Annotated in this window: 11 protein-coding genes; 6 read left to right on the top strand and 5 right to left on the bottom strand. The window is 55.9% G+C overall.

Features of this window, described 5'->3' with window-relative positions; translation table 11 throughout:
- The 3 genes from QMX96_RS08455 to QMX96_RS08445 all read left to right on the top strand — a co-directional run.
- The coding region (locus QMX96_RS08455) for an IS3 family transposase (protein WP_282361619.1) at nt 1-179 on the top strand (179 nt) is incomplete at its 5' end.
- A gap of 756 nt (nt 180-935) precedes the next feature.
- On the top strand, nt 936-1,448 hold the full coding sequence (locus QMX96_RS08450) for a transposase (RefSeq protein WP_282361615.1): 513 nt from the start codon (nt 936-938) through the stop codon (nt 1,446-1,448).
- Between the two features lie 1,536 nt (nt 1,449-2,984).
- Complete coding sequence (locus tag QMX96_RS08445) at nt 2,985-3,197, top strand: hypothetical protein (protein ID WP_282361614.1); 213 nt, start codon at nt 2,985-2,987, stop codon at nt 3,195-3,197.
- Between the two features lie 823 nt (nt 3,198-4,020).
- Here QMX96_RS08445 and QMX96_RS08440 read toward each other — a convergent pair.
- From QMX96_RS08440 to QMX96_RS08430, 3 genes are all read right to left on the bottom strand, one after another.
- Complete coding sequence (locus tag QMX96_RS08440; protein WP_282361618.1) at nt 4,021-4,329, bottom strand: YceK/YidQ family lipoprotein; 309 nt, start codon at nt 4,327-4,329, stop codon at nt 4,021-4,023.
- Between the two features lie 1,337 nt (nt 4,330-5,666).
- Nucleotides 5,667-7,436: a DUF4214 domain-containing protein gene (locus QMX96_RS08435; RefSeq protein ID WP_282361613.1), complete on the bottom strand. Its 1,770-nt coding sequence runs from the start codon at nt 7,434-7,436 to the stop codon at nt 5,667-5,669.
- Nucleotides 7,429-8,412, bottom strand: coding sequence for a hypothetical protein (locus QMX96_RS08430; RefSeq protein WP_282361612.1), 984 nt, complete (start codon nt 8,410-8,412; stop codon nt 7,429-7,431). The genes QMX96_RS08435 and QMX96_RS08430 overlap by 8 nt, the downstream gene beginning before the upstream one ends.
- A gap of 464 nt (nt 8,413-8,876) precedes the next feature.
- Between QMX96_RS08430 and QMX96_RS08425 the strand changes: the two genes are divergently transcribed.
- Nucleotides 8,877-9,008: a hypothetical protein gene (locus tag QMX96_RS08425; protein WP_282361611.1), complete on the top strand. Its 132-nt coding sequence runs from the start codon at nt 8,877-8,879 to the stop codon at nt 9,006-9,008.
- Nucleotides 9,009-9,355: 347 nt separating this feature from the next.
- Nucleotides 9,356-9,568: a hypothetical protein gene (locus QMX96_RS08420; RefSeq protein WP_282361610.1), complete on the top strand. Its 213-nt coding sequence runs from the start codon at nt 9,356-9,358 to the stop codon at nt 9,566-9,568.
- 1,254 nt (nt 9,569-10,822) lie between these two features.
- On the opposite strand, the gene QMX96_RS08415 is transcribed toward QMX96_RS08420, so the two are convergent.
- Complete coding sequence (locus QMX96_RS08415) at nt 10,823-11,125, bottom strand: hypothetical protein (protein WP_282361609.1); 303 nt, start codon at nt 11,123-11,125, stop codon at nt 10,823-10,825.
- Nucleotides 11,126-12,888: 1,763 nt separating this feature from the next.
- On the opposite strand from QMX96_RS08415, the gene QMX96_RS08410 reads away from it, so the two are divergent.
- Nucleotides 12,889-13,278 (top strand): hypothetical protein, encoded by a 390-nt coding sequence (locus tag QMX96_RS08410; RefSeq protein ID WP_282361608.1) that lies wholly within the window; start codon nt 12,889-12,891, stop codon nt 13,276-13,278.
- An 870-nt stretch (nt 13,279-14,148) separates the two neighbouring features.
- Here QMX96_RS08410 and mobH read toward each other — a convergent pair.
- Nucleotides 14,149-15,891: a MobH family relaxase gene (gene mobH, locus QMX96_RS08405; RefSeq protein WP_282361607.1), complete on the bottom strand. Its 1,743-nt coding sequence runs from the start codon at nt 15,889-15,891 to the stop codon at nt 14,149-14,151.
- Nucleotides 15,892-16,031 lie beyond the last annotated feature (140 nt).

Below are 16,031 nucleotides of genomic sequence, written 5' to 3'. Positions count from 1 at the left end.
AGCTTCTGAAACGGGAACGGATCAAGCGAAAAATCTATACCACGCGGGAAGATGCTCGGAGTGATGTGTTCGATTACATCGAGATGTTCTACAACGTAAAACGCCGCCATGGTTTCAACAATCAGCTATCACCGGTAGAGTTTGAAAAGCGTTACGCAATGAGCTTGCAAGGTGTCTAGAGAATCCGGGGCGATTCACCCTTCTGGAAAAGACATTCCGTTAGGCGAGGTCATTGAGGCGCCTTTTACCTTGAGCCACAACCCGTTTCGGCCGGCCCAGGCGTCCGATAGATGAACCCGCACGGGGCGACGTTCGAAATCTCTACCGCTTCCATTGGCATCCCGGGGCTTGCCGGGCGCACCAAAAAGATGCCCGCGGCTAGGCGAGCTTTGGGGACGATCCGCAGCAGCTGCTGACCGGTGATCGGCATCATCTTCTCCAGCTGAAACGCTACATGGCGGGCCTTTGGGCGATTGAGGTATGAATCTAAAGGGGGCGCCACCCCGGGGCGACCCATGATGGGTCTAGTGACCAAGCGATGTAGCAACCTGCTATTAGAAGCGCTGCGAGTGCGAACACAATAAGTCGAGACATTCTCATTCCTTGAGCGAGGGTTCCAAGCGGCGGCCAATATAGCACTAGGGTCCAGCCTACTCATCGCCTAATACTATGGTCGTCTGATTAGATCCTCGATCTTGTTTCAGCCAGGATTCGCCCTACATTCTCAATTCGAAAACAAGGGCGCTGGAGCAAAAATAGATACCTCGGTGATTGCGAACCACCGGGGTTTCGCTTTCGGGCGCGCAACTGCTACTATCCGCGCAGCGTTCTCTTTTGTCCCCATCAGAGAAAGTAGAAGCCCTGGTGATCACAGTTCGCCGGGGCTTCGTCTTCTCAGGGTCCATGCGGGGAAAACCCAACGTGCCTGAGTTGTAGTGTTCGGCGCCGCCGAGCATCACCCGGCCCACATCAGCCAGGTGCGCCAGTGTGCAACGCCTTCGGCGCGCAGGGCGCGACAGCGCGTCTTCACACTGCCGTCGGGTGAGCTGGCTCTGATCGTAAAGCCAGCCATGCACGGCGCAGGACGCATTGTCTTGCGTTACCTGCAGCCCTGGTACAAGATCAATGGGGAAATCAAGGATCGGGAGCCGGACATACGTCGCCGAATACGGCAAGAGAAAGCGGTACTGGTGATGGATGTTTTGACTGCCTGGAGGGTTGCCCAACGCGATATCGTGCACAACGGTTCAGCCACCGGCAAAGTCTTGAATTACAGCTTGAAACGCTGGCCGACATTCTCGTGCTACCTCGATGACGGGCCTGTAGCCATTGAGACAATTGGTGTGAAAACCAGATCCGGCCTTAGGCTGGGGCGCAAGAACTGGGTCTTTGCTAGGTCACCACCCAGCGGCAAACGCGCCGCTGCGAACATGGGTTTGATCCTCTAGCTCAGGATGAAAAAGTTCTCGCCGTATCGGATGTCTCATCATCTTTGTCGCTGCAGAGTTGGCCCACGAAAACGCCTGCCGGCAGAAGCGCAGATATCACAACTGATCAGAATTTTGCAAACTGATCGGGATGGCAGGCTGGTAAGGCCATTCCTGCATGGATCAATGACGCAGCTGACAAGAGCTCGATGCTTTCAAACAGTTGGTAGCTGTTTCTAGCTTTGCAACACGGTGATCCCGACCCGTAACGTGCACCATTTCGATTGCGGCCTGCTCTCGGTCAATAGCTAGAACGCCCCAGCTAGCTTGAAGAAAAGCGCGAGTATCGTTGCCAGAGCCGCAGCCCAGATCCACAGCTTTTTTAGAGTTTTTTTGAGTGCTAGCAAGTTCGAGTGCTTTGGAAAGAAGCGATGATGCTGGACGGCCTCTGTGGTGCTCGTTATGGGATTTCCACCTCGAAGTGCTGGTTGGATCGTTGAGTTGCATTTTTTATCTTTCCCTGTGATCGTTCGTACGATGGAATGGATTAGATACAGAGTCTCTTAAAAGGCAGTCAGGTCATAGGGTCTCGATTTGCGGCGGGGTATATCTCCTAAGCCGGTGCTCTGAGTGATACCTTACGCAAGGTGACTTGGGCATAGCCGTATGTTGAACTCAAGATCCCCACATGAACCAGCCCGTGCCACCGCTGTATTCCTCCAAAATGCGGCTGGTCACACTGCGCGGCACTGTGCAGGGGTTCCAGCGTATTAATTGCACAGCCGTATGCGAAACCGCCAGGGGTGAGAGGGCTGAGGAAATAATTCCTTACCCTACTTGATCCTGGAGAAAACCGACGCGAACCTCGCAACGCGGCTTGAGCCTGAGCAAGTCGTCCGAAGGCCTACGCCTGCAGGCGTACCAAGATTCTGTAGACGTCTGGACTATCGGCTATGGCCCTACGGGGGGTAAAGACTGGCATGACGATCACCAAGGAACAGGCCGATCGCATACTGCTGAACCAGCTGCAGCGGTTCGACCCCAATTGTTGACAGACTCGCCGCGCTACCTAAGCTCCCGGAGTGAAACGGACTGCTTGAATTGCACTGTCTCGCAGCTGGCATTCGCCTTCACTGCCCCACGATGCACCTCCTAAAGGTCGCAGATCCCCTCAACTCCATTGAGTCTTCAACTCAACATCGTTTAGTGAAGCCACTTGCCGATATCGACCAGTGACTACCTGAGAGCAACCACTTTTTTCCAATGACGGCGCGAGATCTGGCTAACCCTCTTGGCCCCCGAACACATCTTTTACCGAGGAACGGCGTTTAAGCCGAAGGTGTCTTGTCCAGCTGGCTCACAATATACCAATCATTTCCCCTCAAGCAGCGCTCGAAGGTGGCTAGCATAGCGCTTTACGACTATCAGCTTGGTCGGAAAGGTTAGATCGGGAGAACTCAGCAGCTGACGCATTCGTTCCCCCGTACTCAGGGCTCCATGAGCGAGCTCTTTTCGCGCGAGGCAGGGCTGCTTTGGATTTGATGAGGAGCTTGAGCTATGCTCCCCGCCGATACGACGGAAGTACTCGATCTCGGTCTTGGCGCTATCGATCAATACCCGACCGATATCAGAGACGGACTGGGCACGCTTGACTTCCTTCGCCAGTTTTTCCTCGCTGGCCGGGCGGATGGCCTACAGTTGGACGAACAGGTGGTCACGCAGGTCGCTGAGCTTATTTTTCATCGGTCTTCTTCCGTGTCGCTCTTTTGAGTTTGTGCTGGAAGAGAATTACTCGCTGTAGCTCAGCGGGGTACTTGCGTATCTGGTTGAAGTGGCAGAATGTCCTCGGTCAGCAACATCAGGTTGTCTCTGGCGGTGTTTTGATTTTGCCGTCCATCGCGACTAACACGCAATCGTTTAGTAGGGGGGATTGGCTTGCTCCCAGACCCTCACGTGCTTGAGCCCCAACCCACTTGCAGTCGGCTAGCTTCACAGGATATAGCATCCGTCATCACACCTCTCGCCAGACCGAATCCAGTTGTGGCTTGAGAGACCTCGGGCTCCTGCTTGAAGAGGGTCGCATCGAGAATCGACTTGCCGCGGTACAGTTCTAGAGCTCTAGCTTTCCGCTTGATCTGGCCTGCAATTCTGCCTAGCTGTTACCCATGATCCGGTGTCGCTGAGCGAAGAAGAAAAAAGGCAGCTCTCACCGAGACGTGGGCACAGCGCATCGCAGATCGCCAAATCCGGGCTGAAGCCGTTGATGCAGTCGTCGAGAGCCTGGCAGTCAACACCGAGCGCGACAGCCAGTCGCTGCTGACGGGTGCTGCGTCGCTGCCTCGCTTGATCCGGAGTAGCGCATCAAGTGGTAGACGGTGTCAGGCTTCGTCGAGCTGACGGGCGATCAGGTAATCGCGCTGGCCTCAGCGGCGGTGTGTGATCATGTACAGACCTGCCTTGATTGTGAGGCTGAGCTGCTGGTGCCGTGCCAATGACTCGATCAGTGCCGAGATGAATGAGCAGGAGTGGCCGTAACAGCTTCAACCTGATGCAAACATCCCCAGCCGTTCAGACCTATATCAGCACCTGCGGATCAATACTCAAACCTCCGGATGAGTATATTGCCGCGTTTGTATTGCTGGTAGCCGGTGTACGGAAGAATGACTGTATCGGCAATACCCGACGCCGCCATGTCGATCAGGATCGGGAATGGCGCCCAGTGAGCCCGCGTTCTTTGCGGCCCATTCAAATTGCAAAACTGATACGCAATGCCGCTGTACACCCGGGGAATGGTGTGGCAATAGGTCTGCCATTTCGCCAGGTCGTTCGCGGACTTTGACTCGCTCGATATAGTTCGGACAGTCCCGCACCCGCTCACCGCTACCGTAAGCGCTACACCCATCCATAGATTTTTCATCAGTCCCCTCTCTCTGTGATGGACAGATCATAGCGCACCTATTTCATGGCCCACCAATCGGGGCTTTCTCGTCTGCAGAGCTCATGCTGCAACAAATCCGCGCCTCAGCCATCGCCCCCGACGCTCAAACTCTGCCCGCGAAAATGTCAGGCTCACGCGCTGAGTCGATGTCCCAGGTCTGCCGGTGCGGCTTGCCGGGGTGTCAAGTGCCAAGGGACAAGGGACAAGGGACAAGGGACAAGGGACAAGGCCGAGGTCTACTGAGCCTCGCCCTAGGCGGGCAGTGACGCCGATTGGTCCACAGCAACAGCCGGACGAACGCGGCCGTGGGCACATCGTTATGCTCCAGGGCTGCGTACACAGCCGTGCGCGTCGCCGGCACACCTGGCCTAGCACAACGTTCGCGCTAGGGACGGGTACTGGATTACTCGAGCAGGCCACGGACGCCGCCAGCCCATCGAGCTGCCAGAGGCCTCGGAACGGGCCGCCGACCTGCCGACGATGGATCACCAACTTTCCTGCGGTCCGATGCTCAGCAGGCAATGGAGGAGGGTGGCATGAAAACGTCATTCTGCTGGCCGGCCTGCTTGTGCTCCAGAGTTGTGCCCTCCAGGCCCTGATCTACGCCGCCAATGCTTACTGCGCTGCGCCAACTTACGTGCGCCCCCAACCGGATTCTGGTCAACGCCTCTATCGCGCAAACTTGAGCTGCAGTCACCATCGGTGGTGCGCCATGACTGGCCGTTTCCTCGACCCGCTGCAGCTGCGGGCCTATATCAGGGCGAGTGGGTGCTGGCCGACGACCTTCGCTATCAGGTGCTCAACCGTCCGATCTACACAGCTCCACTGTACTTCAATACCGACCTGGCGTCAGGGTCCTAGATCGTCAAGCCGCTGTTCCACCACATCGAGCGCGGCGAGGCCGGGGTGATCCATGACGGACTTTACTGACAGAACCAGCTGCCCCCGCGCCGTCTGTGATGCGCTGTTCTACGAGAGGCTGCTCGCCCTGGATGCGGATAAGCGGCGGGCGGGCCTGGAGCTTGCCACGCTACGGATTGGTGGTGGCTCGCGCTATGTGACGTGGAAGGGTGGGGTGAAGGATGAGGATATGGCGTGGGGGCTGACGGGCGAGGGTGAGCGAAAAGGCTGGCTAGGCGACGGCCCCTTTGGGGGAGCGGAATCGTCATAAGCCATAGTGCAGACCGCGTATTTCTTGGCTATACCTGTCGGGTCGGGCACGAAGCTGGGGCTGGTACACGCGCCGGTTTGATGTCTGAAGAAAAGCCTCCGAAAAGGCTTTTCCTGGATTTCATTTCAAATTAGATAGTAAAGTCCCACTCTCCTACCCGCTGCGTGTTGGCGCTCATCTCGATCGACCCCACCATCGAGTTGGCAACGTCTTGCAGACTCATCCCGCCCTGCATTTGCCCGGTCCAGTAAGCTTTGCCGTCAGCATCAGCGTCCCGGTTGAACAGGCTGCGGTACAACACTTCAAGATCGATACCTATATCGTTGGTGAAGCCATGGCCCGCGGCGAAATTTTCAGATGAAGCAATCATGCTAAGGGCAATCTGTCCTAGGCTCTGGCTGCCACTGCTCTGCTGCAGGCCCCAGTACTCGAAACCGTCGAGGTCGGCCTGGCGACTAAGAATGTTATGGTACAGGCCGGCGATCAAACCCAGTTCTGAGCGCGACTCGACGCCAATGTTGCCGTCGCTAAATTGCAGGCTTTCTACGTTGATGAGCATGGTCTGTTGCGAGGGGGCATCGACACGGCTGACTACCACGCTGCCGTCGCGCTGCTCAATCACATAGTCCGAGCGTGCGCCACTAAAGGCCAGCGTATCGGCACCCGAACCACCGTGTACCAGGCTGGAGCTGGCCGAGCCCCCCGGCGCCGCAGCATTGACCGCGATGGTGTCATTGCCGCCACCGGCGTAAGCTTGGCTGCCGCTGTTACCAGCTAGCACGAAGGTCTGGCTCTCTCCATCCCCGCTGAACATCTGTCCCGTCTTGGAGCCGATCACCGTAACCGCACCAACCACCGAGGCGAAGTCGACATTGTTCAGCTGAAGGGTGCTACCGGCCGGCAAGGAAGATGCATCGATGACCAGTGCAGTGTGCTGATTGGCGTGGATCGAGCCATTGATGACCAGCGGTGCCGAAGGCGCGGCATTGCCGGTGGCTACCGGCGTCAGGGTTTGCACCAGCAGCGCTGAGTCACCTGACAGGCCAGCGAGGAAGGCAGAACCATTACTGGTCAGGTGCTCCAGGTCGTGGCTGTTGACGGCGCTGACCGCCTTGATCGACTCAATCAGATTCGCCAGCGAATTCGCGGCGGTGCTTACATTGCCGCCTAGGGCTTTCAGGCCGAAGCCGATCGGCAACTGTGCTGAAAGCAGTAGCGCGTTTCCGGTCTTCACCAGCGGAATATCCGCAACGTTGGCGGCGCCGGTTTGCTCGGTACGACCGGCAGTGATAACAGGAATATCGACCTGCCGCCCAAGATCGCCAGTCGGCAGCCATGCATCCGAATAGGTAACGCCAACACCGTCCACTTCAACGGTCGGGTTAACAACAGGCGACTTGGCCTTCAGGTCGTAAACCGTTTTGACAGCGGTGCCGGTTTCATCAGTGACGCTCACCTCGATGCTGGCATCGCCTTTTCGCGTTGCGATGAAGGTCGCATTGGCCAAGGCTGCGTTGAGCACATCAGCCGTAGCGGTCTTGGACCAGACACTATCGGCCTTGGTCCAACCGCTGAGGCCACCGATCTGCCCGTTCTCGGCAGTCAGGCTGACCGTCAGCTCGGTAGCATCTACATCCTGCACGTTGATGTGGGCTAAGGTGGCTGGAATCCCAACGGTGACCGCCTCGCGCGACACAGGTACGCCCTGGATTGTCGGGAGGTCGTTTGTGCCCGAGATCACCAGCTGCAGCGTAGTTTGCTCGGTTCCGCCATTGCCGTCGTCGGCAACAAGCGCGTACTCCAAGAGCAGCTGTTCCCCCGCTTTAAGGTAGCGGAAGGCTTCATTGCCAGAGTCGAATGTCCAGATTAGGCTGCCTTCTACCTTCGTACCATCAAGCACTGGCGTCGGCGAAAAAGGTAATCATCTCCAGCAGGTGGCTGTCAGGAGGCTGAAGGCTGTTGGATGCCATGACCGCTCCGGTACTGTCTTTCTGCACGGCCGTGAGCGCCGCCGCGGTAACGGTGACGATGTTGCTGTCTTCGTCTGAGACCACCAGAGTGTTGCTTGACGTAAGGCCGGCTCCGCTTTGCTTGAGGGTGTAGGCGGAGGACAGCTTAGCAGAGTATTGCATTGCACGAGGAATCATTTCGGTGACCCAAGCATCCGTGCTGGCGGTCCCGGTAGTCACATCCTGCAGATACTGAGGCGCGTCGGCCTGGAAGCCCGTTCCGGCGATACCGGCGTTGTAGTAATCAAAGCCAAGGAAAATGACGGTGCCGGCGCCATACGAAATCACCGCGACAGTTGCGTTATCATCCGTGCCATAGATCGCCTTAAAATTGGCTACCGTGCCCCTGCCAATTGAGTCAGTCGCAGACAGGTTGTTTAAGGTTGTCGGACCACCTTCAAAAGGTGTCCCAGCTGCATTCTCGCTGTTGAGGTTCCAGCTTACTCCGCCTTGGGCCGTAAGATCCCACCCGAACACCGTATTTAGGAATTGAGCGTCAGACGCACCAGCCGTACCGGTCATCATGATCACGCCGCCGCTGCCCACCCAGCTCTCAAGTGCATCTTGGGCAGAGTTTGGCAGGAACGCAGCCGAGCTCGGATTCCCGCTCTCCATGTCGGTCATGAAGAAAAAGCCGCTGCCTGCCAGTTTGGTCGCGAAGTCAGGATCGGTGAAGCTCCGGATCGAGGTATCCAGACTGTAGTTGCCGCCGTTGTTGATGACCGATTTGATGATGCTCGCCAAGTTGGCGTTTTCGGTTCCGTTACCAGGGTTAGCATCTGAACCATTTAGGTCCGGTTGGCTGAAAACGGAAACCTGGGTAATGGTTTTTACAGCTGCGAATTTGGGTGCGGTGTTGGATGGCAAGGGGGAGACCTGCGTCTTAAAAAGTGGAGTTCAACCCTGCCTCCCCACCTGTATCAATAGAAAGCTCAGCGAGCATCAAGAGGGTGAGCTGAACTAAAGACTTCACTGCCTAGATACTCGGATCCACCTATAAAAGCAAGTGGCTATCATTAGGCGCTTTCCCTTCATCCTTTCTCTATTATTGATCGGTTGATCGCGAAGCAGCGACCCGTGCGGCCGGTGTTCTCTGGCCTGCTCGCACCGGCTGAAGCCTCAGAGTTAGCGAAAGCGTATGACCGAGCCCGAAGAGCTGACCGGGCCTGTGAGGCATCCTATAATGCCCCAGTCAAATGACTGGAGCTGAGCAGTCAGGCGAAGCCTTAAAAAATGCATGCCTGACGCCGCTCAGATGTTCTAGGCAGTCGAGGACATGAGGCTTTACCACGAAGCGAAGGCTCTTGACGCGCCGCAGAGGAGATTGAGCCATGAAAATCCTGACTGAGTCGCTGATCCAGGGGATTATGCACTATCAGCTCAAGGTGCTCGGCGGCCACGTCTACGAAGAGGGTGACGCTGCACAACTCATGGTGACAGATCAACAAAGCGACCGCCGTTGAGATGGCGCTCCTGAGAGTGGCTATGGAGGCGCCTTACTCAAAACTTCCGGCGCTCCACTTCGCTTGGCAAGCTCGTAAAGAGCGCTGACAACGGGACTGCCTTGCTTTCCGGAGGATGCCCGCTAAGCTCGCCGTATAGCCTTCGTTCCCGCAGTGAAAGGCGGCTGTCTTGAGCGCACGATGTTCACAGCTGGCATTCACCTTCACCTCCCCAGGATGTACGGCAACGACCTGCAGAAGGACGACGTTGCCTTCAGTTCCGTAAAGCTCGGTCTTGCCGTCGCCCCAGTAATCGAAATGAAATGGGTGTATGCTTCTATAAAATGAGACCGAGCACCGGAGGTAGCATGTTGACAATTTCGAGATTAGCAATACAGATGATGATTTTGTTTGTATTGCTATGCGCCGCCGCGATGGCGTCGAACTGGAAGCATCATGCCTCGAGCTTGGACAGCTCAATGCAGGCGATGGCGCCCGGCGCCGGATTTAGCTCAGGTACCCAAGCGACAGACGCTCAAAAGAGTGCTGGGCATAAAGCGGAGCTCCGCATCAGCGAATGACGCCAAAACCCCGATAGCCCCGGGTTCTTCTTCGTCCACTTCCTGAAACGAAAAAGCCCCGGTGAGTCGTGATCGCCAAAACCTCTAGTTTCTATGGTTGGGACAAAATTGAACATTTTAGCAGTCACGGCCAAAAAGCAAAATCTCGTTGGCCCGCAACCATTGGGTTTTTTAACAGTCCAGCCAACGGATGGGCGCATTGCCGCCGTTGTGATTGCTGGTATTGCCGTAGAGCGCCTTTGATTCAGCCGAGGCGGAGGAAGTCAAGGCTGACGTGATTAAGGCTGCTGCTTACGCGATCGAATTGCTTGGACCAAAATTGTATAGGTTCCTCCAGCATGGCGCCGGTATCTTGCGTAGCGGCTACAGCGATCAGCGCGAATCCGCAGGGTGAGGACTATGTTGTCAAACAGCTGGCGCATACGGTCCGAATGCATAGGCTCGCTTGCATGCTCGCCCTCCGTCCGCTTCCAGGTCGTTGTCCACGGTGTTGATCCTCTGAACGGGTTCTCCAGCTTATGCCCTCTCAACGACCAGAGTATTCACTGACGGGGGCTCGCCCATTGAGGATGTCATAGGCTCGTCCACAGAATCTCGATCCTGCCACCTGGCGCCATTGATGCAGACTGTACTAAGCAGGCTCAAGGTATCAACGGTCAGGCCTCTATCGCGCTCTTTTAACTTGTCGGCGTAATATGCACTTTCGCCGCCGTGAGAAGAGCTACGAGTTGGCTGGGAATCGAGACCAGCACCTGACGGCTTCTCATCACGCTCCGTCCGCTTTCGTTATTGGGCACAAAATCGGTCGTCTATCTGCTCAACCGTGCCCTGAGCGCTCCACTTCGGAAGGTTGTATAGAAGTTTTCCCAATGCGGAAATCCGCGGGGCATCATTCGTCATGAGCATCACAGGCGCACGACACAACGGCAAGCTTCTACAGGCATCCGTGGGGAGTGACGAGGCGGCAAGCCTGGACTCACAAGCGTCAAACACATCTGCGATCAGCGTCCGTCAGGAAGCTCGGGTAGAGCTGACCCGGCTGACGTCGGGGCGCCTCAATTTGCTCCAGTCCTACAAGATGCGATGCTTTGTAGGCAGGGCAAATGAAGTACTTTATTTTGTCTATACGTCCTTAAATATTTGCTGGCGCTGTGGGAGGTGTAAATCCTGGAGTCCCACTCATCTGGTCCCCATGCTCCAGACTTTTCGGCCTAGCCATCCTGAGATACAAGCGCGAACTGCCCTTTTCACTGCTTACACCGCAAGGATTGAGATGAGTTCAAAGTATTTGAAGTGTTTTCTCTTTGCCGCTTTCCGGGCCTCTTGCTCGGCGACCAAGGTACTCAAGGTGCTCGCCTCATAGGTGAAGATTTCTTCCTCCCCCTCGAATACTTTCGCGACTCGCAGCTTCACTTGAAGGCGCGGCGCCGACGATTTCTGCCGAACGCGGTGGGAAGCGACCGCCTGTTGGGTGCTGGCTGAAGGTTTTTCTCTGCTTTTAGTTGGAGCAGAGTTCGAGGATCCGAAAAGCGCTTGGCGCATTTCTTCTTCGCTCACATTACAACTCATATTAAAGTTCCCAAGGAAAAGGGTATACCTGCAGTTGCAGGTGCAACCGGCCTCTGGCATCCTCTACGTGAAGACCTTATGACGCTGAATCACGGTGATTGCAACAACAATCCGTCCGCCTCGTCTGCCCTGCGCTGATTATTATAGCTCTCCAAGGACGATTGCACGAGTCTGGAGAATGTTGTGCTACCGTCGTTCGAATTTTTCGATGGAACGATGGCGCTTGTCAACGCCTAGTGCCAGAAAACGCGGATAGATGCATAAGGAAGTTGCGAGGCCCGGTGTGTGAGAATTTGGTGAGAACGCCTCCTGGAGTCGTGAATCAGTCACGCTGGGTGGTATCACACGTCCGCGCGCGATAAAATGGTTGATGCGGCCGAGCTGAGCGTTCGGGGTCGTTCCTGAGCTTGCGAAGTGGGTGGGCTCAAGATCAACGTGAAATGCATATCGACTACGACTGGCCGGGGTATGTATCCGGAGGATGCCCCGCAGTTAGTCGTTCAGCATTTTACTAATAACGAAACTGAGCGGGATCCAAAATATGGCTAGGGAAATAAAGACGCAACATACAGCGGTGAACAGAGGGTCAGGTTTATCCATTGTTGGATCTCCATATCAGGGGCCTTGTAGCTAAGCTGCGAGCGAGCATTGACTCGGATGAATTCGCGCCAAGCTCGGGCTGCGCTCGCTCGACGCGTGAACAACCATTTCACCTGGTGCTTACAAGGCTCTGAGCAGGCCAGTGCTCAGGGCTGGTCAGTTATTCTAATTGGTGCTGGCGGTATTTGATGATCGCGAGCCTCAACATTTCTCTTTTTTGGGTGATCCTCGTCATCTTGGTTCGTCTTGAGAGAATTTCAGGCGCGCCAGCGCGCAGCGATGGGCTGAACCCGCCTATCGAGGTCTGGGCAATCAGCTTTGCGCGAGTGATGCCATAGTGCCACCATGATAGCTATCGTCATTTTTGACTATGCCAGCTACTGCAGGCTTTTGGATGGGTTTGCTTCATTGGCCGTGATTCATTCGTTCGCCGCGGTCAGAATGCTCGTCGTGGGTAGTCATGAGCTAGTTGATCGCGACGTGTCTCGTCATGCTCTTAATCGAGGGATGTTCCGATCAACCCGTCCGCGCGGCGGCCGCTTGTTCAGGGGACCATTCTTCCCTATGGCTTCTGTGACGGGATTCGGACGACGCCAGCTTTTCGCGCCATCCATCGTAAATAAAGATACGGCGTTCGGTTACGTCGGATATCATCCGAAGGTCACGCCATTGCGGGCGCAGGATAAAAGCCTGGGGGCTGTCAATGGAGTGAGCGTGGGTTGTCTACGATTTGATGCGATTAGCTGGGCTATGGCTTCGTCATTTCTGTGTAGGGGCGCGGCCAATCCTCTCAGGATGGTTGCTCGGTCAGCCACAAAAGCCCCGGAAGAGGCATGAATGGTTTGGCCGCGCACCACTCTGATGGCCTTGGTGCGGCGTACCTTTCCTTCAGATCCTCATGAATGTGTTCAGAATTATTCCAATCGCGTCTTCGAGCAGACTGTGATGTTCATGGGGCGGATGACTTTAGCGTTACCCGACGCGTTTTTTCTGCATGGGCATGCTAATAGTAGAGGCGGCGAGTAACCCGCTAGCACCGTCTCGGCTGAAAAGCAAGTCGTGAAATGAGGCAGTCGCTTGCGGGCACCGTTAGAGTGGTATGGATGGTTTATTCAACATATTGGCAACGCGCTGTCGCAGAGGAGAGCCTTGTGGAGTGGTACGAGTCGTTGTTTTTGCAGATGTGTGGACATGTGATCAGTCAGTCGCGAGTTTCGACGCTTAATTGTGCTGACCGGTCTTTGAACCTTGAAGTCACTGCTACCCGAGACCTGGTTGCCTCGTATCGACGTGGGGTAGCGCTTGCTTTCACGCTACCTGAGATGAAAATGCAATTCGTCCAAGGGGTGGAGTGTGTTATGTTATTATTGGTTCATGAATATCAATTTTCAAATGTTCTTGCCGAATTGAAAAAAACCCAGGATGTAGTGCTAAGTGCATCTCTGCGTACTGATATTCGTGCAAGCGATTTTGCTAATTATCATGTTGATGTCGCTATCGTTCGCCGGGTTGTCTCTGACGTGATGGGAACTTCCCACTAAGGCACGAACGAGTAGCAATAAAGGCGCAGGCCGCTTTGGAGTTGAGCCTAATGATCCTTGTCCGGAATTTCCGCTAGGTTTAGGATATGATGGCCTTATATTAGACTATTGATTTCGTGTCCAATGTTGGTGGAGACTGCAAGGATGCTGAAAAAAAGGTTAGATAGAAAGCGGCCGCTGATTACCCATTGCCACAGATTCAAGGCAGCGTAAGGCGTTGAACGAGCTCTGTGAGGGAGCCTCCTGGCCGAGGCCAATCGAGCGTAGACCAAAAATTATCAGCTACCTGACCCACAAAACCTGCACCGAAGCAGAGCGGCCGGTTGCGTCGAGTGCCTTTCCCTGGTGCATACGGCCTGTGAGTACGGCATCATTATCCTTGTTCGGTATCGCACAGACCTACACGCAGGCTCGCATACTGTACGCCAGGGGTGGCAATTTGATGACAAATCGTGTTCTATCCCCAGTTGCGATCTATGGAGGACATCCGAGTGCTGACTGTGGGAGTTGTTGACAGGATTGTCGTCGATCGAATTGCGATTTGGGTTGAAAGCCAGGGCGGCTATACAATTATCGAATTGGACTCTTCGGCGCGCGTCGAGCAGGGCGATGTCATGTGTTGGTCAGTCGGTTACGTAACTGGTTCATGTACCTACCAAAACGTCACAAAGGGGTGGGATGTGCGGGTCAGAGTGCAGCAGCATGATGTACCGATTGACAAGGTGTGGCAGCAGCTAACTGGCGAAGGGGCGAGGATCAAAGACGGTGACGCTGTTAGTAGCTAAGGGAGACGGTATACCGCCACGTCACATGAGGGCCATGCTCACGCAGTCACTGGCTAGGCGGCCGTCTAACAGGCGAAGTAATTTATTAGCATCGTCGTGACTGCCCCGACCCATCTGTGTCCAATATTAGAAACTTGTTGTCGGCCGGTGGCTCGCTCGAAAGCGTCTGAGCTTCGCTGAGTAGGTAGCCATTCAGTCGGCTGGCTTTCCGTGGGCCTTGCACTCTGCACGTCCAGATGTTGCGACCGTTCGGCTGCTTCAGATGAACGCGCATCTGTTCGAAATCGCGTTGAGCGCGCCGCCATGCACCCGTCGCGTTGACGCCATTCTCGGCCCTTAAGTGCTCCGCAGCGTAGTACTGGAAAATGCTGGGTGTGACTAAAAAAAAGGTGCCCTTAACCGTATGAACCTTTGCGTTGTTGTCGTTGATCAGTAGACGGTGGCTATGGATTTCCTCGCGCAGCCATTTGATAAAGGTCTGCCCCGCTGCGTGGCTGGCAGGGGCAGGTCCTTTACTCCGGCCGCGATCATACGATTCATCTTGCAGCCTGGCTTGGGCTCGCCACGTATCTAAGTCATTGAGATACATTGAGCCCTGCTTGGCTAGCAGAGTTCCAGGCGTTTCGTTAGCCGAAGCAGATGGGGGCGTGGACGAGGTCGATTCGCTGTCACCCAGCGCCTTTACTGGAACGTCAGCGCTGAACTCGACTGTTCCTGCGAAGCATCGAGGCCGCTCTCCCTCGGCCCAGATCAGGGGCGGTTGGACGCGGAGCAAAGTAAAGCGGTGCCGCCATCCTTCGCATGCGACGGTAGCACTCCATACTGCTTTGCCTTCTGGCGTAGCGTCGACCAGGCCATGAGACTGCAGTTCATCGAACAAAGCGATGTTGGAGGAGGGAATACCGTCCACCGATTGAGGCAGTAGATGCGCACGCAACTTGTCAGTTGTGGTCTTGCTGACCAGCCATAGGTGGTCTTCGGTCAGCCAGCCGGCCGCGCCGGGCTGGTTGAGCTTGAATTCGTTTCTGACCAGATGGCGCAGGCCCGTGAGCAGATGATGCTGCAGCGAGTGCTTGGGCGCCTGCAAAGCCTTTGCGGGATTGCCACCGATGTTTTGCGCGGTGGACACTCGGTCCGCCTGCAGCACCAATTCCCCGAGGGTCCCAGCGTGCTCGTAGTGGTCGGCTAGCAGGAACAGCAATTGGCTCCACAATTCGGAAAAGCTGCTGAGCCAGTCGAGCAGGGCTGGCGGCAAGAGCTGCGTATAGAGCAGCCCGGCCGCGGCACCGTGCAGCTTGTAATCGCGGTCGGGGTTGTAGCGGAAACGGTAGGGCTGGTTTATGGGACCGTGCCAGGGGTGCCAGCGCGCTGCGTTCTGGTACTCCACCTGCAAATCGACGGCGATTTTGCCGATGTCATGGAGCAGGGCACCGTAGGCAATCGCGGCGCTCCAGGCATCGGCTTGTGCCGCCTGGTCTTCCGGTGCAGCGCCGCTGGGGAGTAGGTAGGACTGGCGTAGCTTCAAGCTGCAGGCCACCAGCTCCAACCCGTGATCGAGCATCCCCCCAGGATAAGCGTGATGATGGCTTTCACTCGCCGGGAGTTGCTGTACGTAGCGGGCGTAGCGACGGATGGGCTCGAGGTAGAGCCGATCAAACTGCGCTTCGGAGAGGGCCGTGTACTGCCAGATGCGTTCGAGCAGCTTTCTCCGGTGATCGGCGGCGAGTAGAGATTCGGCCGACTGGGGAAGCAGGAAGCCCTCGGCGATGGGCGTGGGGGTGGGCTCTGCCGTCTCACCTTTTTTAAATGTTAACCACCAGCGTTTCATCGTATGACCTGCTGTTCGTTCGGGAGGTCCTTTTGCCTTTTCGGATAGAGCTCTTACCCTTGCGCCCCTTCCATTGCCGCCGTTACCCTTTACCGCCTTGGCCCTTTTCACGCGTGTGATAATTCGAAGCCAGGCACATC

This window comes from Pseudomonas sp. PS01300 (assembly GCF_029960155.1).
Classification (GTDB): domain Bacteria; phylum Pseudomonadota; class Gammaproteobacteria; order Pseudomonadales; family Pseudomonadaceae; genus Aquipseudomonas; species Aquipseudomonas palmensis.
Note: the sequence above shows the minus strand (reverse complement) of the source record. Positions and strands in the feature narration are given on the sequence as shown.

What these genes read in the sequence shown, in the direction of transcription:
- QMX96_RS08445 (WP_282361614.1), top strand. Translation starts at nt 2,985, where the DNA reads ATGCTCCCCGCCGATACGACGGAAGTACTCGATCTCGGTCTTGGCGCT.
- QMX96_RS08440 (WP_282361618.1), bottom strand. Translation starts at nt 4,329, where the DNA reads ATGGGTGTAGCGCTTACGGTAGCGGTGAGCGGGTGCGGGACTGTCCGA.
- QMX96_RS08425 (WP_282361611.1), top strand. Translation starts at nt 8,877, where the DNA reads ATGAAAATCCTGACTGAGTCGCTGATCCAGGGGATTATGCACTATCAG.
- QMX96_RS08420 (WP_282361610.1), top strand. Translation starts at nt 9,356, where the DNA reads ATGTTGACAATTTCGAGATTAGCAATACAGATGATGATTTTGTTTGTA.
- mobH (WP_282361607.1), bottom strand. Translation starts at nt 15,891, where the DNA reads ATGAAACGCTGGTGGTTAACATTTAAAAAAGGTGAGACGGCAGAGCCC.